Source organism: uncultured Clostridium sp. (assembly GCF_934754925.1).
Taxonomy (GTDB): Bacteria; Bacillota; Clostridia; order Clostridiales; family Clostridiaceae; genus Clostridium.
In genome coordinates, this window is record NZ_CAKVJA010000007.1 from 1 (window position 1) to 22,287 (window position 22,287).

General features: G+C 27.6%; 18 protein-coding genes. 11 read left to right on the top strand and 7 right to left on the bottom strand.

The window, feature by feature from the left end; all coding sequences use genetic code 11:
- Positions 1-167 precede the first annotated feature (167 nt).
- A complete protein-coding gene (locus Q0G30_RS04225) occupies positions 168-1,445 on the top strand; it encodes an MFS transporter (RefSeq protein WP_294386949.1) in 1,278 nt (425 codons plus the stop codon).
- A gap of 360 nt (positions 1,446-1,805) precedes the next feature.
- Here the strand turns inward: Q0G30_RS04225 and Q0G30_RS04230 are convergent, their stop codons facing one another.
- From Q0G30_RS04230 to Q0G30_RS04240, 3 genes are all read right to left on the bottom strand, one after another.
- A complete protein-coding gene (locus Q0G30_RS04230) occupies positions 1,806-2,519 on the bottom strand; it encodes an HAD family hydrolase (RefSeq protein ID WP_294386951.1) in 714 nt (237 codons plus the stop codon).
- 195 nt (positions 2,520-2,714) lie between these two features.
- A complete protein-coding gene (locus Q0G30_RS04235) occupies positions 2,715-3,230 on the bottom strand; it encodes a restriction endonuclease (protein WP_294386954.1) in 516 nt (171 codons plus the stop codon).
- The gene (locus tag Q0G30_RS04240) at positions 3,208-3,807 is read right to left on the bottom strand and encodes a restriction endonuclease (protein WP_294386958.1); all 600 of its coding nucleotides are present in this window, start codon (positions 3,805-3,807) and stop codon (positions 3,208-3,210) included. The genes Q0G30_RS04235 and Q0G30_RS04240 overlap by 23 nt, the downstream gene beginning before the upstream one ends.
- Before the next feature lie 190 nt (positions 3,808-3,997).
- Between Q0G30_RS04240 and Q0G30_RS04245 the strand changes: the two genes are divergently transcribed.
- The 6 genes from Q0G30_RS04245 to Q0G30_RS04270 all read left to right on the top strand — a co-directional run bounded on the left by Q0G30_RS04245 (position 3,998) and on the right by Q0G30_RS04270 (position 9,033).
- The gene (locus Q0G30_RS04245; RefSeq protein WP_294386960.1) at positions 3,998-4,372 is read left to right on the top strand and encodes a DNA mismatch repair protein MutT; all 375 of its coding nucleotides are present in this window, start codon (positions 3,998-4,000) and stop codon (positions 4,370-4,372) included.
- A gap of 104 nt (positions 4,373-4,476) precedes the next feature.
- The gene (locus tag Q0G30_RS04250) at positions 4,477-6,186 is read left to right on the top strand and encodes an ABC transporter ATP-binding protein (protein WP_294386964.1); all 1,710 of its coding nucleotides are present in this window, start codon (positions 4,477-4,479) and stop codon (positions 6,184-6,186) included.
- Positions 6,187-6,325: 139 nt separating this feature from the next.
- The gene (gene trxA / locus Q0G30_RS04255) at positions 6,326-6,640 is read left to right on the top strand and encodes a thioredoxin (RefSeq protein WP_294386967.1); all 315 of its coding nucleotides are present in this window, start codon (positions 6,326-6,328) and stop codon (positions 6,638-6,640) included.
- A 12-nt stretch (positions 6,641-6,652) separates the two neighbouring features.
- The gene (locus Q0G30_RS04260) at positions 6,653-7,516 is read left to right on the top strand and encodes an NAD(P)/FAD-dependent oxidoreductase (protein WP_294386970.1); all 864 of its coding nucleotides are present in this window, start codon (positions 6,653-6,655) and stop codon (positions 7,514-7,516) included.
- Positions 7,517-7,652: 136 nt separating this feature from the next.
- Positions 7,653-8,303 carry a deoxynucleoside kinase gene (locus Q0G30_RS04265; protein WP_294386972.1) on the top strand — a complete coding sequence of 217 codons (651 nt, stop codon included), beginning with the start codon at positions 7,653-7,655 and terminating at the stop codon, positions 8,301-8,303.
- A gap of 124 nt (positions 8,304-8,427) precedes the next feature.
- Positions 8,428-9,033 carry a hypothetical protein gene (locus Q0G30_RS04270; protein ID WP_294386975.1) on the top strand — a complete coding sequence of 202 codons (606 nt, stop codon included), beginning with the start codon at positions 8,428-8,430 and terminating at the stop codon, positions 9,031-9,033.
- Positions 9,034-9,114: 81 nt separating this feature from the next.
- Here the strand turns inward: Q0G30_RS04270 and Q0G30_RS04275 are convergent, their stop codons facing one another.
- Positions 9,115-11,019 carry an NAD(+) synthase gene (locus Q0G30_RS04275; RefSeq protein WP_294386978.1) on the bottom strand — a complete coding sequence of 635 codons (1,905 nt, stop codon included), beginning with the start codon at positions 11,017-11,019 and terminating at the stop codon, positions 9,115-9,117.
- Between the two features lie 349 nt (positions 11,020-11,368).
- Between Q0G30_RS04275 and Q0G30_RS04280 the strand changes: the two genes are divergently transcribed.
- From Q0G30_RS04280 to rbr, 3 genes are all read left to right on the top strand, one after another.
- On the top strand, positions 11,369-11,797 hold the full coding sequence (locus Q0G30_RS04280) for an NfeD family protein (RefSeq protein WP_294386982.1): 429 nt from the start codon (positions 11,369-11,371) through the stop codon (positions 11,795-11,797).
- A 10-nt stretch (positions 11,798-11,807) separates the two neighbouring features.
- On the top strand, positions 11,808-12,740 hold the full coding sequence (locus Q0G30_RS04285; protein ID WP_294387121.1) for an SPFH domain-containing protein: 933 nt from the start codon (positions 11,808-11,810) through the stop codon (positions 12,738-12,740).
- Between the two features lie 127 nt (positions 12,741-12,867).
- Entirely contained in the window at positions 12,868-13,410 is a 543-nt protein-coding gene (gene rbr, locus Q0G30_RS04290) for a rubrerythrin (protein WP_294386985.1), read from the top strand.
- A 251-nt stretch (positions 13,411-13,661) separates the two neighbouring features.
- Here rbr and Q0G30_RS04295 read toward each other — a convergent pair whose 3' ends face one another.
- The 3 genes from Q0G30_RS04295 to Q0G30_RS04305 all read right to left on the bottom strand — a co-directional run bounded on the left by Q0G30_RS04295 (position 13,662) and on the right by Q0G30_RS04305 (position 18,147).
- Positions 13,662-15,839 (bottom strand): UvrD-helicase domain-containing protein, encoded by a 2,178-nt coding sequence (locus Q0G30_RS04295; protein WP_294386987.1) that lies wholly within the window; start codon positions 15,837-15,839, stop codon positions 13,662-13,664.
- A gap of 155 nt (positions 15,840-15,994) precedes the next feature.
- Positions 15,995-17,479, bottom strand: a complete 1,485-nt coding sequence (gene crtI / locus Q0G30_RS04300) for a phytoene desaturase family protein (protein WP_294386990.1) — start codon at positions 17,477-17,479, stop codon at positions 15,995-15,997.
- A gap of 26 nt (positions 17,480-17,505) precedes the next feature.
- A complete protein-coding gene (locus tag Q0G30_RS04305; protein WP_294386992.1) occupies positions 17,506-18,147 on the bottom strand; it encodes an undecaprenyl diphosphate synthase family protein in 642 nt (213 codons plus the stop codon).
- A 298-nt stretch (positions 18,148-18,445) separates the two neighbouring features.
- Here Q0G30_RS04305 and Q0G30_RS04310 point away from each other — a divergent pair, with 298 nt between their 5' ends.
- Complete coding sequence (locus Q0G30_RS04310; protein WP_294386996.1) at positions 18,446-22,192, top strand: phosphoribosylformylglycinamidine synthase; 3,747 nt, start codon at positions 18,446-18,448, stop codon at positions 22,190-22,192.
- The last annotated feature ends 95 nt before the right edge of the window (positions 22,193-22,287 follow it).

The following is a 22,287-nucleotide window of genomic DNA, read 5'->3' on the forward strand; positions in this document are numbered from 1 at the left end:
TAAAACATTTTTTATTGCTGCAGGGAAAGGTATAAAAAAAGGGGTGGTACTAAAAAGTGGAAAGTTAATAAATCATGGGCCAACAATAGCTAAACTTATGGACTTGAATTTAGATAACATAGATGGAGAGGTAGAAGAAAGAATATTAAATATTTAGGGGGAAGAGAATGGGGAAAATAAGTAAAGGTGAAAAGAGCTGGATTTTATATGATTGGGCAAATTCTGCATATTCACTGACAATTACTTCAACTATATTACCTATATATTTTAAAATGGTTGCAGAACAAGGGGGAATGAAGTCATCAACTTCTACAGCATTATGGGGATATACTATATCTATAACAACGTTTATAGTAGCTATGATTGCACCTATATTAGGAAATATTGCAGATTATAAAGGAAATAAGAAGAGGTTATTTAATTTATTTTTTATATTAGGATTAGTTTCTACGATATTTTTGATATTTGTACCTGAAGATGCACCAGTATTTTTATTGATAGTATATACTTTAAGCACAATAGGATTCTGTGGAGCAAACGTTTTTTATGATGCTTTTTTAGTAGATGTTACTACTGAAGATAGAATGGATTACGTATCTTCTATGGGATATGGTATGGGATATATAGGTAGTACTATTCCTTTTATTATTTGTATTATTGTAGTTTTATTATCTCAAAATGGAATTATACAAATAAGTGTGCCATTAGCATGTAAAATTACATTTCTAATTACTGCTTTATGGTGGGGAGGATTTACAATTCCTTTATTAAAGAATGTTAATCAAAAATATTATGTTAAAAAGCAAAGTCAGATAATAAAAAACTCTTTTAAGGATTTACTTAATACATTGAGAAAGATAAAGAAGGATAAGGCTATATTATTATTTTTAAGTGCATATTTCTTTTATATAGATGGTGTACATACCATAATTGGTATGGCAACTTCATATGGAACAGACTTGGGAATATCAATGACAGCATTACTTATAATATTGCTTTTAACACAATTTGTTGCTTTTCCTTTTACGATTATTTATGGAAAGCTTTCAGAAAAGTATGGTGGCAAAAAGTTAATATTAGTTGGAATAGTAACATATGCATTAATTTGCTGCTATGGTTATTTTATTAAAACTGCAGTAGGTTTTTGGATACTAGCAATGTTAGTTGGATCAGCACAAGGTGGTATACAAGCTATTTCAAGATCATATTTTGCAAAACTTGTTCCAAAGGAAAAATCTGCAGAGTATTTTGGTTTTTATAGTATTTTTGGAAAGTTTGCAGCAGTTTTAGGACCATTCTTAGTTGGAGTTGTAACTCAAATAACAGGAAAGACCAATAACGGAATTATAAGCTTAATAATATTATTCATTATTGGTGGGCTTATTATGATTAGGGTTCCGGACTTAGATAAGAAAATAGTAGTTGAAGAGAATAAAACTATGTAGAAGTTGAAATAAACTGCGAACTAAAGCTTAAGTCTGCAATTTAAGCCGAATTTTCCTAAAGTTAACGACTTGTAATACAAATTTGTAGCAGGAGTCGTTAACTATAAGTTGGGAAACTAAGAAAAACAGTGAAGAGAAAAAATGAAATATTAATTTGGAGAGAAGCATTGAAATTAAGCTGTAGAATTTAATAATTGATGTAGTAAAATTTGCGTGAAGAAGTTTTTACTGTTTGACGCGCTAGCTAGTTTAAAAACTTTAGCAAATTTTATGGAATCAATTATATAAATTCAAAGTGAAAATTTCACCGCTTCCCGGAAAAGTAATATTCCATTTTTCGTTCTCACTGTAGTTCGCAGTTTATTCAATAAGCTCGTAGATTTTAGTTAGGTCGAAATCCATAATTGAATATGTGCTTTTAAGTTCTCCTTTAATTTCAGGTGAAAGATTAGAATGTAGATATAATGAGTCTAGGCCAGCATTTGAAGCACCTTCAATATCACATATATAGTCATTACCAATCATAATACTATTTTTTATATTTAAATTGTGTTTATTAATTAGAGTTGTATAAAAGTTTTTATCTGGCTTACACATTTTATAATCAGCAGAAAATAAAATATCATCAAAATATTTTTCTATTCCTAATAATCTCATTTCATAAAGTGTAAATATTCTTTGTGCGTTTGATAGTAAGTATATCTTTTTTCCTTTTTTCTTTAATAATTCTAATAAGTTAATCACATTATCATATAATTTTATATACTTTATAGAGGATGTTCTAAAGAAATGAGCAGTATCAATTATTAATTCCTCAGAAGGAATAATATTCTTGTTTGTATAAAGTGTAGAAAATACATATTCTAGTGGAAAGTCAGGATAGTTTGTATCATCTATACTATTTAAATAAGACTTAACTAAAGTTGTATATGATTCTTTTAGTTCTTTAGCAGTATATAATGCTCCCTTAAAAGAGTAAAACAATGATAGCTTGTACCAAAATTCTGGATTTTCTTCATCAGTATTAATATCAATTAGTGTTCCATATAAATCAAAAATATAATTAGTATACATAAAATCTCCTTAGTACATATAAAATTTTTTTTAATTATATCATTATAGTGGATAGAATAATATTGTATTTTCTTACAAAAATAATCAATTTAGCAAAAAGTATAAATTATATAATGTGAAATTGGAGAAACTTATGAAGGGATATGCACTATAGTGACATATCCCTAATATATTGAGAGGAAATGAGATAGCTAATTAAATGTTGGTTTTAAGTATATATTCATTGTATGGAATATCTAATTCATTAGAACTTATTACTTGAATATTATATAATTTATTTACTTTACTTAAAATACATTGTGAATCCTCGGAAATAGTACCTGTAGTTATAATTATTCCGTTATTTATATTATCTGAAATCATAACACCAAGGAGTTTTTCAATATGAAATGGTGAGATAGAGTTATCACTGGAAAATCTTTTACATTCTACGTAATATTTTTCGGAATCTTTTTCGCAAATAATATCTTTTCCGGTATCAGACCCAATAGGAAGAAGAATTATATTAGTAAATCCTAAACTAGATAAATATTCGCTACACCAAACATCAAATTCATGAGGAGTTAATTTATGAAGTATATTATAAAGGTGAGTATCTTTTTCACACCGTTTATATGATTTATAGTATATAATAATTTTATTAATTAATTTACCTATTAAAGGAGCAAATAGTATTATTATAAAGTAGCTATATATTGTATTTAACTTCATTCATTAGACCTTCTTTCATAATATAGAATTTATGATTTCTTATTGTTTTGGTAAGCTCATAACCATCTATAAGTTTAATTTGGTTTTCTTGATTTTTATTATTAAAATTATTTATAAATTTTATTGCTTCATTAGAAAAGCTACTATTAGTTATAATTATTCCTTTTTTACAATCATTAATAACCATTCTAGCTAAAAAGCTTTGTACATCAGGGCTATCTATTAATTCCCACTTATCTTCATCTGCAGACGTATCTTTTAATAAATCATTTTGAATACAACTAATAAATACATCTTCATTATTTAATGATGCTTTAAAATTGGTTAGATTGCTATATTCATTAGGTAGTGATAATTTGTCTTTAAATCCTAATATATCAATATATAAATTGATAATTTTAATAAAGGTATTGTAATTATTTTTTTGAATATCTTTTATAGATAATATCCCAAATTCAATTTGTTTTTTTATTATCTTTTTATTTATAGAAATAGTAGATTTTTCTATATATGAAATTAAAAATTTTAATGTGAAAAATAATAATATAGTAATTGGTAAATATTTTATAAAAATCATAAAAATCACCTCAGTTTGATTATTAACAAATTTTGTATAGTATATACATTGCTTAATAAATAAATTTTACTGAAAAAAATAAATAAATTTGTAATAAAACAGAAAATAATGTTTTAAATTGGACAAAAAGGGATTATAATTATAATAATAGATAAATTCATCAAGAATTAAGTGTTAATTGGAGGTAAAAATGGGGATGGTTACAAGATGTTCAATTATTATTTATGATGATTTTGGCAATGTATTAATTGCGGAAAGAGGAAAAAGAAATGAAAGAAAATGGGGAACTTTTGGAAAAGAAGTAAAGGGAAAAGAAACCGAAGAAAAGTGTATTTTTAAAGCCGTTGATAAGGATATAAAATGTACAATATTTGATTTAAAACCTTTTAAAGAATATAGCTTAGAAGGTGATCAGAAATTAAAAGTTTTTACAGGCTGTGTAAAAGAATATATAACTTGTCATAAAAGCATAAATAGTATAAAATGGATTGGAAAAAGAAGTATTCAAGATTATATTTTTAATGATGAAGATAAAATGATATTAAATGATTATTTTAAAGTTTAAATAACCTTGATATAGGTGTTTATCAATAAATAAAGCAAAAGAAGAACAAGGAACAAATAACCCCTTGTTCTTCTTTTATGTGTTAAATAAAAAGGAGAGATTATATGATTAAGAAATTTATTTCATACTATAAGCCCTATAGGGCGTTATTTTTTGCAGATTTAATAGTTGCTACTATAGCAACTTTATGCAATTTAATATATCCAATGATGACAAGGACTTTAGTTAATGATGCTATACCTAATAAAGAAATAAGGGTTATAGGAATATTTTCAGTAATTCTAATGGTGTTATATCTAGTTAAGGCTGGATGTTGTTATTTTATGCAATATTTTGGACATCTTGTTGGAGTTGGAATGCAGGGTGATATGAGAAGAGATATGTTTAAGCATCTTGAAAAATTGCCAAATTCATTTTTTGATAATACAAGAACTGGGGATTTAATGAGCAGAATGATAAATGATTTAATGGATATCTCTGAGCTTGCTCATCATGGACCAGAAGATTTATTTATTTCAATAATAATGTTTTTAGGTTCATTTATAATATTATCAACTATAAATTTACCACTTACAATTTTAATATTTGCCTTTGTTCCATTTATAGTAATATTTACTCTAAAAAAGAGAAAAAAGATGAATAAGTGCTTTATGGAAACAAGAGTGCACACATCGGCTATAAATTCAACATTAGAAAATTCAATTGCAGGTATAAGAATATCTAAGGCATTTATTGCAGAAGAATATGAAAATGAAAAATTTAATAAAGGAAATAATAAGTTTAAGGAAGTAAGAAAACAGTCTTATAAAGTTATGGCAGAGTATTTTGCTGGAGTTAATTTTGGTGTAGATATATTAGACTATGTTGTTCTAATAGCAGGAGGAATATTTACTTATTATAATGCTATTAAATTAGGTGATTTTTTAGCTTATATGCTATATGTCAAGTTGTTTACAGATCCAATAAAAAAACTTATTAACTTTGTAGAACAGTATCAAAATGGAATGACTGGATTTAAAAGATTTATTGAGATTATGAGTGTTGAAGAAGAAAAGGAAAAAGATAATGCAATAGAATTAGAAAAAGTAGAAGGTCATATAAAATTTGATAATGTATGCTTTAGTTACGAAAATGAAAAAATATTAAATAACATTACACTATCTATAGAAAAAGGAAAAATGTTAGCATTAGTAGGACCATCAGGCGGAGGAAAAACTACTTTTTGTAATTTAATACCTAGATTTTACGATGTGGACAAGGGTGATATAAAAATAGATGGAAAAAGTATATATGATATTAAGTTGGATTCTTTAAGAAAAAATATAGGTATAGTTCAGCAAGAAGTATTTTTATATACAGGAACGATAAAAGAAAATATCAAATATGGAAAGCAAGATGCAAGTGACGATGAAGTTGTGGAAGCTGCGAAAAAGGCTAATATTCATGAATTTATAATGGGATTAAAAGATGGTTATGATACATATATCGGAGAGAGAGGAATAAAGTTATCAGGTGGTCAAAAACAAAGAATATCAATTGCTAGAGTATTTTTAAAGAATCCACCAATTTTAATTTTAGATGAAGCTACATCTGCTTTAGATAATGTAACTGAATATTTAATTCAAAAATCTCTAGAAGAACTTTGCAAGGATAGAACAACTATAGTTGTTGCACATAGACTATCTACAATAAAGAGTGCAGATGAAATAATAGTATTAAATGACAAAGGTATAGAGGAAAGAGGAAGTCACAAAGAGCTTATTAAAAAAGGAGGAATTTATAATGAATTAAATAGATATGCAAAAGTTAATTAAGTAACTTTATCACAGAATTTTTACAAGAAAAAAGGGTAAACTAAATATAAGGATAAAATTATTGACTAATAATAATTATCGCTGTACAATAAAACAAATAATATTAATGGCCCCCTAAGGGGGAGTAGGAGGAATTATAATGGTTCAACATTTAAAAGAAAATGAATTTAATTCAGAAGTTATTAATTTTGATGGTGTTAGTATAGTAGATTTCTGGGCAGAATGGTGTGGTCCTTGCAAAATGATAGGTCCTATCTATGAAGAAGTTGCAGGAGAATTAACAAATGCTAAATTTACAAAAGTTAATGTGGATGAATGTCCTAATTTAGCAGGAAAATATAGAGTTGCAAGTATTCCAACAATAATGGTATTTAAAAATGGAGAACCTATAGATACATTAGTTGGATTTATGCCAAAACCTCAATTAAAAGCTGCTGTTGAAAAACATTTATAAGAGAGGAATACTATGGAGAGATATGATTTAGCCATAGTAGGTAGTGGTCCGGCCGGATTATCAGCTGCTCTTAACGCAAAAATAAGAAATAAAAAATTCATTATTTTTGGAAGTAAAGATTTAAGCAATAAAATAATGAAAGCTCCTAAGATAAATAATTATTTAGGTTTTTATGGAATGAATGGAGCTGAAATAAAAGAAAAGTTTGCAGAGCATATAGATAAGATGGAAATAAAAATTACAGAGGAAAGAGTAAATAATATCTATGCTATGGGTGATTATTTTACTTTAATGGTAAATGATAAAATGTACGAAGCTACAGCTGTAATTTTAGCTACTGGAATGGAATATACTAAGCCTATTAAGGGTGAAATTGAATTACTAGGTAGAGGTGTAGGTTATTGTGCAACTTGCGATGCACCTCTTTATAAAGGAAAAACAGTTTCAATAGTAGGATATAATAAAGAAGCTGAAGAGGAAGCTAACTATGTAAGTGAACTTGCAGGCAAAGTTTATTATATACCTATGTATAATGATGATTATGACATTAGAGATAACATAGAAGTTATTGATAAAAAGCCATTAGAAATAGTTGGAGATACTAAAGTTTCATCATTAAAACTTGATGGATTAGATTTAGAAACAGATGGAGTATTTGTTCTTAAGGATAGTATTTCACCAGGACAATTAGTTCCGGGTCTTGAAATAGTTGATGGGCATATTAATGTGGATAGAGAAATGAAATGCAATATTCCTGGATGCTTTGCAGCTGGAGATTGTGTAGGTAAGCCATATCAATATATAAAATCAGCAGGCGAAGGAAATATAGCTGCATTAAGTGCAGTAAGATATATAGATATCATGAAGAATAAATAGCTTATATAAAATAAGACATGTTATTATAAATGGCATGTCTTATTTTATATTTAAATATTGTCAAGACTTGATTTAAATATAAATACAATGTATCATAAATTAGCACTAAGGATGAATAATAAAGGATAGGTGAAGTATGTTGTTAGTTGTTGGTGGGATGATAGGATTAGGTAAAAGTTCGGTAGCAAAAATTTTAGGAGAACATTTTAATTCAGATGTTTTTTATGAATCTGTCGATGATAATCCACTTTTACCATTGTTTTACAGTGAATCTGAAGAAGAGATACAAAGAAAGAGATATCCTTTCTTATTACAATTATATTTTTTAAATACTAGATTTAAAAGTATTAAAGAGGCATTAGTTAATGATAATAATGTTTTAGATAGATCTATATATGAAGATTGGTATTTTGCTAAGAAGAATATGGAACTTGGCAGAATATCAGAACTAGAGATGAATATATATGAAAATTTGTTAAACAATATGATGGAAGAATTAGAATCTCTACCTAAAAAGGCACCAGATATTATGATATATCTTAAGGGATCTTTTGAAACTGTAATTAATAGAATTAATCTAAGAGGAAGAGAATTTGAAATTGATGATAGCTTAAAAGAGTATTATCATTTCTTATGGGAGGAATATGATAATTGGGTTAACAATTATTATAATGCATCTGAAGTTTTAGTTATAGATATGAATGTTATGGATGTAGTTAATAATGAAGATGATAAAAAGAAATTAATTGAAATGGTAGAGAACAAATTAAAAGAAGTTAGAAAGTAATAAAAATAGAGAAGCTAATATTTATATTAACTTCTCTATTTTTATTTTTATTCAAGGAATTTAAAGGAAACTTAAGAAAAATGTAGAATAATTAAAAATAAGGATAAAATATGGAGGGAATGATATGAGAAAGAAAACAAAATTAATATCACTTGCAATTATAATTATATCAATATTGATAATAGGAGCTATAGTATTAAATTTATATAATAAAGGATTTAAATTTTATACATATACAACAGAAAATTATATAGTAGATCAAGTTGAGGGAATAATTGGAATTGATGATGGAAAAAATTATGACGGAAGGATTGAAGAACTATCAATAAAAAAGATTTATGATTCATATTTTGGATTTTTCTCTATTAAAGATATTAATGGAAATAAATATGGAATTGCTAAGTATAAAGAATGTTTTAATCTAGGAAGTCATAAAGTATTAAATTTAGATAAAATAATAAAAGCAAGTAATTCTGTAGCTATGATAGAGTTATCTGAAGAAAATAATCATGAGTTTCTTATATTAGTTTCATTAGATGAAGATAAATATGAAAGTCTAAATATTGTTTCTTTAAATAATAATGATGAAATTTTAGAAAATATTGAGTTAACATCTGAAGGAGTAGAAACCTTTGGTGGAGAACTTTTAAAGGATAATGTATACTTATTAAAATATAAAGCAGATGAATATATGGAAATTGGAATAGAATTAGTAAAGAAGAGTGAATAATAATTTCACTCTTCTTATTAAAAAATAATTATTATAGTTCTTGAATAAATAATTTAATTAAATAGTTTTAAGCTTATAAATTTACTTAAAGGAATTAAATGATGCATCAGAAGGCATTCTCCAATCACCACGTGGGCTAAGAGATATTGAACCAACTTTAGGTCCATCAGGTAAAGCACTTCTTTTAAATTGTTGAGTAAAGAATCTATAAATAAACTTATCAAGCCATTTTTCAATTTCTTCCTCAGAATAATCATCTTTAAATGCTGCTTTGGCTAAAAGTAATATTCTTTCTTTAGATGAACCATGTTTTATAAAGTGATAAAGGAAGAAATCATGAAGTTCGTAAGGTCCTACAATATCTTCTGTTTTTTGAACTATATCACCATTATCACTTTTTGGAAGTAGTTCAGGACTAACAGGAGTATCTAATATATCTAATAGTGTGTGTGATACTTCTTCATTAGATTCTTTTTCAGCAACATATTTAACTAAATATCTAACAAGTGTTTTTGGAATTGAAGGATTTACAGAGTACATACTCATATGATCTCCGTTGTAAGTACACCATCCAAGTGCTAGTTCAGATAAATCTCCTGTACCTATTAATAAGCCACCTTCTTTATTTGCTAAATCCATAAGAATTTGAGTTCTTTCTCTAGCCTGAACATTTTCATAAGTTACATCATGTATATCTTTATCATGACCAATATCTTTAAAGTGTTGAAGGGCAGCATCAACTATATTTATTTCTCTTAAATCTGTTCCTAACTCATTACATAAAGTTAAAGCATTATTATAAGTTCTATCGGTTGTACCAAAGCCAGGCATAGTAATTGCTATAATATTTTTATTGTCCATTCCTAGAAGCTCAAATGTTTTAACTACCACTAAAAGTGCTAATGTTGAATCAAGACCGCCAGAAATACCTATAACAGCTTTTTTTAGGCCTGTATGCTCTAAACGCTTAGCTAGAGCTGCAGCTTGAATATTAAATATTTCTTTACATCTTTCTTCCCTTTCATGTTCATTTGAAGGAACAAAAGGATGTTTATCAACATACCTATCAAAATCTTTAATTTCAGTATTATTAAATTTGAATAGTATATTTTTAGCTTTAAAAGGTACTATATTTGATGCATCTCTATAACTTAAGTTTTTAAGTCTTTCAGAATTAAGCTTAAATACATCTATACAAGATGTAATTACTTCATTTTCTCTTTGGAATCTTTGATTCTCTTTTAATATAGATCCATTTTCACTTATTATTAAATGACCACTAAATAAAAGATCAGTTGTAGATTCATAAACTCCAGCAGATGAATAAATATAAGAAGTCATACATCTAGCACTTTGATTAGAAATTAAAGATAATCTATAATCTTTTTTACTTACAAGTTCATTAGAAGCAGAAAGATTTGCAATAATATTAGCACCTAGAAGAGAAAGATAAGAGCTAGGAGGTATAGTTACCCATAAATCTTCACAAATTTCTAATGCAAATTTATAATTACCACTTGTAAAAATTAAATTAGTACCAAAAGGTATATTTTCTTGGAAAGGTAATGTTACAATTTCATCAATTAAATTAACACCTTCAGTAAACCATCTTTTTTCGTAAAATTCACTATAATTAGGAATATATGATTTTGGTACAATACCTAGGATTTTACCATTAAAAATCATAAATCCACAGTTGTATAAAACATTATTGTGGATTAATGGAGCACCAACAGTAATAAGTATGTCTTTAGCAATTGTATACTCGCAAATTTCCTTTAATCCATCTAAAGTTTTATTTAAAAGTACAGAAGTTAAAAATAAGTCTCCGCATGTATAAGATGTAATACAAAGTTCAGGGAAAACAAGGAATTTTACTCCCTTAGCATATGCATCGTCTATACAAAGACATATATTTTCAACATTATATTTAATATCAGATACCTTTGTTTTTGGACAAGCAGCACCTACTTTAATAAAGTCCATATATTCATCTCCATTCCGTTTTATTATATAAATTTAGTATTGTATTCCAAGGTTAATAAAATACATATAAATCAATAATAAAAGGAAAGTACTAGAAAAGCAATGGATTTAAAAGAAAAGTATGGTAGAATATATTAAATGATATAAAATAACTCTTTTTAAGATAAAAAATAACTTGCAATAGGTTTGGGAATAATATATAATTAAATTGTGGTTAAGAAAGTGACTGTAATAAGCTTAGCTACAAAAATGGAAAATTATATTATATAATAAAAATAATACATATTATTATTAAATCTTTTATAAGTATTTACTAATGAATGTATAATAATAGAAAGGGGGAAGATTAATGGTTGAGGTTATTGTTTGGTTACTTGTTGCTATTGCATTAATTGTTATTGATATTGTTACTAGTAGTTTTATTTTTATGTGGTTCTCATTAGGAGCTATTGTAGCTATAATGCTTTCATTACTTGAAATATCAGTAGCATGGCAAATTGTTGCATTTTTAGTAGTAGGTGTAGCAACTGTTTCTATTGGATATCCTTGGGCAAAGAAAAAATTTAAAGCAGATGTAAATCATGTACCAACAATGGAGCAAACTTATATTGGTAAAGAAATGATTGCTAATGAGGACATGGAAGAAAAATCAAAGATAAAAGTAGATGGTATTTACTGGACTGCTTATAATAAAGGGAAAATAATTAAAAAGGGTGAAAAATATACCATAACAGGTATAGAAGGAAATAAATTAATTGTTAAATTAAAGGAGGATTAATATGCCAGGTATGATTTTTTTAGTAGCAGTATTAGTTATTGTATTTCTAATATTGTTATCATCAATTAAAGTAGTAAATACAGGTTATTTATATGTAGTAGAAAGGTTAGGTCAATTTCATAGGATTCTAGAACCAGGTTGGCACTTTGTAATTCCAGGTGTAGATTTTGTAAGAAAAAAAGTATCAACTAAACAACAAATTTTAGACGTACCACCACAATCAGTGATTACAAAGGATAATGTTAAAATAAGTGTTGACAATGTTATTTTCTATAAGATGTTAAATGCTAAAGATGCAGTATATAATATTGAAGATTATAAATCAGGTATAGTTTATTCAGCAACAACTAATATAAGAAATATCTTAGGTAATATGACATTAGATGAAGTATTAGCAGGAAGGGATAGCATTAACCAACAATTATTAGGTATTATTGATGAAGTTACAGATGCTTATGGTATTAAAGTACTATCAGTTGAAATTAAAAACATAATTCCACCAGCTGAAATACAACAAGCAATGGAAAAGCAAATGAAGGCTGAAAGAGATAAGAGAGCTATGATTCTTCAAGCAGAAGGTTTAAGACAATCTCAAATTGAAAAGGCTGAAGGTGAAAAGCAATCTAAGATACTTGCTGCAGAAGCTGAAAAAGAAGCTAATATTAGAAGAGCAGAAGGTTTAAAAGAATCACAATTACTTGAAGCAGAAGGTAAAGCGAAAGCAATTGAACAAATTGCAATAGCAGAATCAGAAGCTATAAGAAAAGTAAATGAAGCTATTATTCAATCAGGAACTAATGAAACAGTAATTGCATTAAAGCAAGTAGAAGCTCTTAAGGAAATGGCTAATAATCCTGCTAATAAGCTTATATTACCAAATGAAACATTATCATCACTTGGTAGTATAGCTGCTATTGGAGAAATGCTTAAAAAAGATAAGTAATATTTAATAAAAAGTATCGTATGCAAATGCGATACTTTTTTATTATATTTATATCAAGCAGTAATAATTATTAGAAATATTAACATATAATTTTATGAGTAATAAGGGTTATGGGGAGTATAGAAATATGCCAAATTTAAAAGGATCAAAAACAGAAAAAAATTTAATGGAAGCTTTTGCAGGAGAGAGCCAGGCACGTAATAAGTATACTTATTTTGCAGCTAAAGCTAAAAAGGAAGGTTATGAACAAATAGCAGCCTTATTTGAGGAAACCGCTGCAAATGAAAAGGAACATGCAAAAATATGGTTTAAGCTTTTATGTGGTGGTGATATAGGTACAACAGCAGAAAACTTAAAAGAAGCAGCTGCAGGGGAAAATTATGAATGGACAGATATGTATGATAGAATGGCTAAGGAAGCAAGAGTAGAGGGGTTTAATGATATAGCTTATTTATTTGAATCCATAGGAAAGATTGAAAAGACTCATGAAGAAAGGTATTTAAAGCTTCTTCAAAATGTAGAAGATGGGTCAGTTTTTGCTAAAAACACAAAGTCAGTTTGGATTTGTCGTAACTGTGGACATATAGTAGACAGCTTAACTGCACCAGGAGTGTGTCCAGTATGTAAACATCCACAAGCATATTTTGAACTAAGAGTTATTAATTATTAAATTGTTAGTTAAGGTTTAAGTATGGTGATGATGAAAATTAATGATATTACCTCCAGGAATGAGTGTGAATTTCGTTAAGAAGTTATATTGTTTTTTCAGAAAAAGTCCTAAAGCTTCGAAGTTAACTATTGTTTATCTTAGCTTATTAACGGACTTTTTCTTCCAAAAGCAATTAAATTCTACTGCTTATTTTCACTGTTCCAGAAAATAAATATTTCATTTTTCGCTTTAATGTGGTGTGAAACATTATTCTAGTACTTAATAATAGAATAATAAGATGAATCTTTTGGTAGTATTTCTTCAAGTGAAGTATTAGTGAATATATGCAATTCGTGTAAGGCTCTTGTACAAGCTGTATAGAATAAATGTTTATCTTCATTAGATAAATAATTTTCGCCATCAGCTAAAATTACACCATCAAACTCTAATCCTTTTGCAATATAAGATGATATTATATTAATACCAATCTTAAATTCACATTTATCACTTACTATTAAATTTACATCAGTACCAATTGATTTTAATGAAGAATAAAGTTTTTCGCAGTTTTCTTTATTTTTACAAATAATAGCTATTGATTTGTAGCACTTATTTTGCATTTCTATAATTTTTTCAGAAATTCGTTCATTTAAGTTATTATTTACTAAATAAATAGTAGGATTCTCTCCAATTCTATCAACAGCTTCAATAGGTTCATGAGTATCGAGAATATCTTTTGTAAAGTTAGTTATATTTGCAGTTGAACGATAGCTTTTAGTTAAGACTACAGTTTTAATATCATTAAAAACATTAGTAATAGCATCTCTGCTTTTCACATTTGAATGTTTATCAATTCTTTGATTTAAATCACCCATAATAGTTAAAGATGCATTTGGAAATGACTTTTTAACTATTTCATAGAATAAAGGGCTATAATCTTGACATTCATCTACAAGAAGGTGTTTCATGTTTCCATAGGTTCTGAAACCTTCTAAGGCAGCTCTAATATAAATTATTGGAGTAATGTCTTCATATTTAACTTCATTATTATTTAAAGAAGATAATGTAATTTCTTTTATATCAGTTAAATCTAAATCGGTATATTTTTCTATATTATCCCAAAGTAATTTGTATATAGCAACATTATCTAATGTATCTACCATAGAATCAACTTGAATGTCTACTTGGTTTTTACAATAATCATAGAATGTTTTTTTATCTTCTACATAATCAAAATGTGAATTATCTTTTGATGATAAATACTTATTTTCAACTTGTGAAAATAAACTTTGCTTAATAACATCAATTCTATTTAAGAATGGAATATCTTTAAATCTTTCAAAGAATGTATTTTCAACTGATTTTTTACTAACTATTTGAGAACCTTCAATTACTATTGGTTTAACGTTAGTTATAAGTCTTGGAATATCTAAAGTGAAGCTATTTAATACATCCATAAATTGTAGGGTATTTTTATATTCCATAGCTTTAGTTCTTTTCTTAAATTCATTTAAATCTATTATATTAGAGTAAATATAATCTAAATGATCATTTTTACTTTCATATAAATAGTTTGTAGGTAAAAATCTTTTTGAATAAAGTTCAAAAGTAGTTTGACGAATATTACTTTCACCAAGTTCAGGTAATACATCAGATATATACTCTGCAAAGACTTCATTTGGACTAAATATTAAAATATTTTCTGCACTTAAATTTTTTCTATGTTTGTATAAAAGATAAGCTGATCTATGTAGTGCTATAGAAGTTTTACCAGAACCAGCAGCTCCTTGTATAAATAATACTTTACTATCATCACTTCTAATAATATCATTTTGTTCCTTTTGAATAGAAGCAACTATGTTTTTCATTTTATCTGTAGCATTCCCACTTAACATAGAAGTTAAAGCTTCATCACATAAACTTTCATTAGAATTATGCATAAATACAATTTCACCATTTTTTATATTGTATTGTCTTGTAAATTCAATTTCACCTTGAATTCTTCTAACAGGAGCATCGTAGTATGCAGGACCCACTTCAAAGTCATAAAACATGTTAGCAACAGGGGAACGCCAATCAAATACAAAAATATCAAAATTATCTTCATCCTCAACTGTTGATAATCCTATATAAAAGCTTTCAGCATCTTCTCCATCTTCCTTAAAATCTAATCTTGCAAAGTAGGGATTAGATAGTTGTTTTTCCAAGGTTCTAATTCTTGAAATCTTTTTTGAATGAAGTTGTTCATTTAAGGCCACTTGTCCACAGTTTTCGTTAATTTCAATTTCATCAAGCTCATTTCTATTATCCCAAAGAAATTTTCTATGCTTGATTATTTCTTTATCTTGTTCATCACTAGAAGCACCATAACTTTTTAAAAGGTCATTTATTTTTTCTAGTGTATTTTTTAAATATACTTTTTCATCACATAGGTCTTTTCCAATTAGCATTTTATCCTTCTCCTTATAAATACGGTCATTAAATTTTAATGTTTATAATTCAATGTGTCAAGTATGGAAGAATAAAAGATCATTAATGGGTTAAAATATTAATGACCTTTTAGGTTACGTAGGATTTTGTCGCAAGTATTATCTTGCGGCTTTTTTCATTTATTATTAATAATATCTGCACAGATTTTTGAACTTTTTAATACCATTGAAATTCCATTCCCAGGATGTACAGAAGCTCCCGTAAAATATAAATCTTTAATATCAGATAAAACACATTGAGGCCTAAAAATTAAACTCTGACTTAAGTTATGACCTATTCCAAAAGCTGAACCAGCATAGGTATTGAATATGTTTTTTAGGTCTATAGGAGTTAGATGATGTTTAAATACAATATGAGAAGAAATATCTTCTAGTCCAGGTATTTTTGAAACTATATCTAGTAGTTGATTTTCTAGTTTAAATATATCATTATTAGACCAAGATATATTTTTATAAAGTAGATTAGGTACTCTTAACATAATATTTATTGTTTCGCAACCTATAGGACAAAGTGAAGTGTCAATAGAACTAGGACAATAAATATAAAGTGATGGATCTAATGATAACTTCCCTTTAAAAGGAGCTTCTAGATTCTTTTTAAAATTCTTATTAATAAAAATATTATGTACATCAAGAGAAGGATATTTTTTATTTAACCCTAAATAGAGAATAAAGGTTGAGCAAGAATGCTCAAAATTAGTTATATCTTCTGATAGAGTTTTAAAGGATTTATTTTTTATTAAATTATTAATAGTGTAACAGTAATCACTTGAACAAACTACTAAATCAGAATAAATACATTTGTTTTTAATTTTAATTCCTGATGCTCTATTATTATTTAATATAATTTCATCTACATTTGAAGAAGTATGAATTTTACCACCTAAATCTAAAATTAATTTTCTTAGTGCTTCAATATAGGAATATATACCTCCCCTTATATAGTATAGGCCATTATATTGTGTAGATGATGGAATTAAGTTATAAATACATCTTGAGTCAAAAGGAGATATACCTACATACATAGATTGAAATAGAATATAGTTTATTAATTTTTCACAAGATATATATTTTTTACAATCTTTATAGCAAGAACTTAAAGAGTGCAAACTATATGCTTTATTCAAAGTTAAAGGATTAAAAAGGCTTTTACTTTGAATAAATGGTTTATTAAGAAAGTATTTTTCTGCTAATAGATATCTTTTGTAATTAATAGATAAAAAATTAAAGTAAGAGTATGAATCATCTAAATCATTGTTTGTTATAGAATTTATAGTTTTACAAAGTGAAGGTAAGTCAGTTTTAAAACTATAATTTGTATCATCATAATAAAATACTTTATACAAAGTATTAAGGGGGACAATAGAAAAATAGTCCTTATAATTTTTGTTACAATAATTAAAAATCTCTATGTAATCGTTAGGCATCATTAACAAAGAGGCTGTTAAATCAAATTTAAAATTAGAATACTTTAGACAATTAATTTTACCACCTAAGAATTTATTTTTTTCATATAAATCTACCTTAAAACCATTATGTAATAATCTAGCGGCTATGGATAGTCCTCCTATACCGCCTCCTATAACAATTGCTTTCTTCATTTTAATCACCTTCTTAAATTAATGATTTATCCTCCTAATGTAACATCTTGTGTTGCGTACCAATCTAATGCATCATATATATGTTGAGGTTTAAAATCAGGCCAATAATCATCTACTACATAAAAATCTGAATAAACAGATTGTATTGGTAAAAAACCACTCAATCTTCTTCTTCCACCCCAACGAATAATTAAGTCTATTCTTGAAATATCTTTTGAGTGTAAGACTAAATCAAAATTATTTCTTTTATGATATGTCTGTCTAGAGAGATTTAAATCCCACTCCCAACCATAATTAACCAAAAAGTTCACTTTTAATCCGCCTTTACCAAAAACCTTTCTTTTGGTAAATTGCATTAATTCAGGGGGAAAGCAAGGAGATTCTATATTACCTACAACTAATAATTCGGCATCTTCATGAGAGAGTAATTTTACAGCATCTATACAAGCTTTAGTAAATGCATCTTTTTGCTTTGCAGGTCTTTTTGTATTATCAGTAGTAAAACCATAATAAGTTATTTCTTCGATGCCTAGTTTTTGGCATATTTTAAATAGTAAAAGGCCTGGATTAATACCAATATTATATCCCTTTTCCTTAGAGAGGCCATTATTTTCAGCCCAACGTCTATTACCATCAGGAATAATTCCAATATGTTTAGGAAGTCTCATAAAACCACTCCTTAAAATATATTTTTAATCTAATTAACCTTTTATAGTATTTCTAATTATTGTATTGTTAATACAATAAAATTTTTTTATTAAGTATATAAATTTAATAAAAAAGAAATAGTACGAATTAAATTTAGATAAAACATAATAAAATTCGCTTATATGACGAAAATTGTATTATAAAAAAACAATAAAGTTGACATTAATAAAATAAATTGGTAATATTTAAGTAATACGAAGAATAAATATAAAAAAGACAAAAATGTTCGTGTTTTAAATGTGTATATGGAGGTATATAATGTTAGGATTTAAATGTATTTTTGTAGAAAAGAAAAATGGTTTTAATGTTGAAGCAAAAAGTCTTATGGAAGATTTCAAAAGTAATTTAAGAATAGATACTCTTAAAGATGTAAGAGTAGTTAATAAATATATATTAGGTGAAATGAAAGAAGAGTACTATAAAAAATCTTTATACACAATATTTGCTGAAAAGACAGTAGATAATTTATATGAAGGAACTCTTCCAATTGATAAAAGTGAAATTGCGTTTGCAGTTGAGTTTTTACCAGGACAGTATGATCAAAGAGCTGATTCAGCATCTGAATGTATTGGATTATTAGGCGCTGAGGAAAGAGTAGAAGTAAAATCAGCTAAAGTAATAATTTTAAAAGGTGATTTAAGTAAAGAAGATATAGAAAAAATAAAAAAATATTATATAAATCCAGTAGATTCTAGGGAAGTAGCAATAGATAATATTGAACTTTCTTCAGAATTATCAGAGCCTAACGATGTAGAAGTACTTTATGATTTTGTTAGTAAAGATAGAAATCAAATAGAAGAATTCCATAAGGAATTAGGACTAGCAATGAGTTTGGAAGATCTATTAATGATAAGAGATTATTTTAAGAGTGAAGAAAAGGTACCGACAATTACAGAAATAAAAGTTATTGACACTTATTGGTCAGATCACTGTAGACATACAACATTTAGCACAGCAATTGAAGATGTAACATTTGAAATAGGTAAATTAAATAATGCAGCACAAAAATCATATGAGTCATATTTAAAATCAAGAGAGTTTATCTATGGAGAAACAGATAGAGATGAAACATTAATGGATATAGCAGTTATTACTATGAAAGAAATGAGAAAGAGAGGGATTCTAGATGATCTAGATATTTCTGAAGAAATAAATGCTTGTTCAATAAAAGTTAACATAGAAACAGATAAGGGTAATGAAGAATACTTAGTGATGTTTAAAAATGAAACGCATAATCACCCAACTGAAATAGAACCTTTTGGTGGAGCAGCAACTTGCTTAGGAGGAGCTATAAGAGATCCACTTTCAGGTAGAACATATGTATATCAAGCTATGAGAGTTACTGGTGCAGCAGATCCAACAGTACCAGTTGAAGATACAATTAAAGGTAAATTACCACAAAGGACTATTACTTTAGGAGCAGCACATGGTTATAGCTCATATGGTAATCAAATTGGTTTAGCAACTGGACAAGTTTCAGAAATTTATCATCCAAACTATCTTGCTAAGAGAATGGAAGTTGGTGCAGTTATAGCAGCAGCGCCAAGGGAAAATGTAGTAAGAGAAGAGCCAAAAGCCGGTGATATAGTAATTCTTCTTGGAGGAAGAACTGGTAGAGATGGTGTTGGTGGAGCTACAGGTTCATCAAAAGAACATACTGAAGATTCAATAAATGAATGTGGAGCAGAAGTTCAAAAAGGGAATGCACCAACAGAAAGAAAAATTCAAAGATTATTTAGAAATGCTGAAATTGCAAAGATGATAAAAAGATGTAATGACTTTGGAGCTGGTGGGGTTTCAGTTGCAATTGGAGAATTAACTAGGGGATTAGATATTAATTTAGATAAAGTTCCTAAAAAATATGAAGGCTTAGATGGAACTGAAATTGCAATTTCTGAATCACAAGAAAGAATGGCTGTAGTAGTAAATAAGGAAAATGTAGATAGATTTATAGAATTATCTAAGGAAGAAAATTTAGAAGCGGTAGTTGTTGCAGAAGTTACTGATAGTGAGCATCTAAGAATGTATTGGAGAGGAAAAGAAATAGTTAACTTAAAGAGAAGTTTCTTAGATACAAATGGTGCAAGACAAACAACAAATGTAGAAGTTAAATTACCAGGTGAATATCCTTTTGTAGTTGCAGATATAAATGTTAAAGAAGAATGGATAAATAACTTAAAGAAATTAAATGTGGCTTCACAAAAGGGACTAGTTGAAAGATTTGACTCAACTATAGGAAGCGGAACAGTCCTTATGCCATATGGTGGTAAGTATGCAACAACTGAACAAGAAGCCATGGTTGCTAAGATTCCGGTATTAAATGGTGAAAGTAAAGAAGCAACAATAATGAGTTATGGATTTAATCCAGATTTAGGAATGTGGAGTCCATACCATATGGCATATTACTCAATAATTGAAGCAGTAACAAAGTTAGCAGCAGTTGGTGGAGACTATAGAAAAGCAAGATTAACTCTTCAAGAATATTTTGAAAAATTAGGAAATGTTCCGGAAAGATGGGGAAAACCATTTGCAGCATTACTTGGAGCATACCAAGCTCAGATAGATTTAGGAATACCTGCAATTGGTGGAAAGGACTCAATGTCTGGAAGCTTTGGAGAGATAGATGTGCCTCCAACATTAGTAGCCTTTGCAGTTGGAGTTGAAAAAGCAAAAAATATAATTTCAGCAGAGTTTAAAGAAGTAGGCTCAAAATTAGTATACTTAATGGCTGAAAGAAATGAAGATTATACATTAAAGGTAGAAGGATATAAAAAGAATTTAGAGAAGTTACATGAGCTTATTTTAGAAGGAAAAGTAATATCTGCATCATCAGTTAAATTTGGTGGAGTTTCAGAAGTACTTTCTAAAATGGCTTTTGGAAATAAAATTGGGGTTAAATTCTCTAATCTAACTAAAGAAGAACTTTTTGGATTAAACTACGGAAGTTTAGTTTTAGAAGTTAAATCAAATGTGAATATAGATGAAGAATTTAAAGGATGCGCTTACAAAGCAATAGGGTACACAGTTAAAGATGAAGCAATAATTTCAGAAGAATATGATTTAGATTTAAAATTAGATGTTTTAGAAGAAACTTACGAAGAAAAGTTATCTAAAGTATTCAAAATAAAAACTGATGATAAAAATGAAACTGTAAAAGAAGTTTTATATAATAAGGCAAATACTAAGTCACCTATTATAAAGGTTGCTAAACCAAAAGTAATAATTCCAGTATTTCCAGGAACAAACTGTGAATATGATTGTGAAAGAGCATTTAGAAATGCTGGAGCTAAAACAGAAACTCTAGTATTTAGAAATTATTCTAATAGCGCTTTTGTACAATCAATTGAAAATTTAGAAAAGCAAATTAGAGAAAGCCAAATAATAATGTTACCAGGAGGATTCTCTGCAGGAGATGAACCGGACGGATCAGGTAAATTTATTTCAACAGTATTTAGAAATGAAAGAATTAAAGATGCTGTTATGGATTTATTAAAGAATAGAGATGGATTAGTATTAGGTATTTGCAATGGATTCCAAGCGCTAATTAAATTAGGATTAGTCCCTTATGGTGAAATAGTTGATATTGAAGAAGATATGGCTACATTAACTTATAACGAAATTAATAGACATATGAGTTCAATAATTCAAACTAAGGTTGTTTCTAATAAATCGCCATGGTTTAGTGGAGTTAAATTAGGTGATATACACAATGTGGCAATTTCACATGGAGAAGGAAGATTCGTTGCTCCAGAAAAACTATTAAAGCAATTAGTTGAAAATGGACAAGTAGCAACTCAATATGTTGATAATAAGGGAAATATAGCATTAGACATGCCATTTAATCCAAATGGATCAATGTTAGGAATAGAAGGTATAACAAGCCCTGATGGTAGAGTTCTTGGTAAGATGGGACACTCTGAAAGAATAGGAGATAATCTTTATAAAAATGTACCAGGAAACTTTGATCAAAAGATTTTCGAATCAGGGGTTAGATACTTTAAATAGTTTCAAGTTTCAAGTGATAAGTGGCAAGTTAAGGTGGAAACTCCTTAGGGAGTTTCTTGAATAAATAATGAAATAAAATTTAAAGTGTAGGGAGA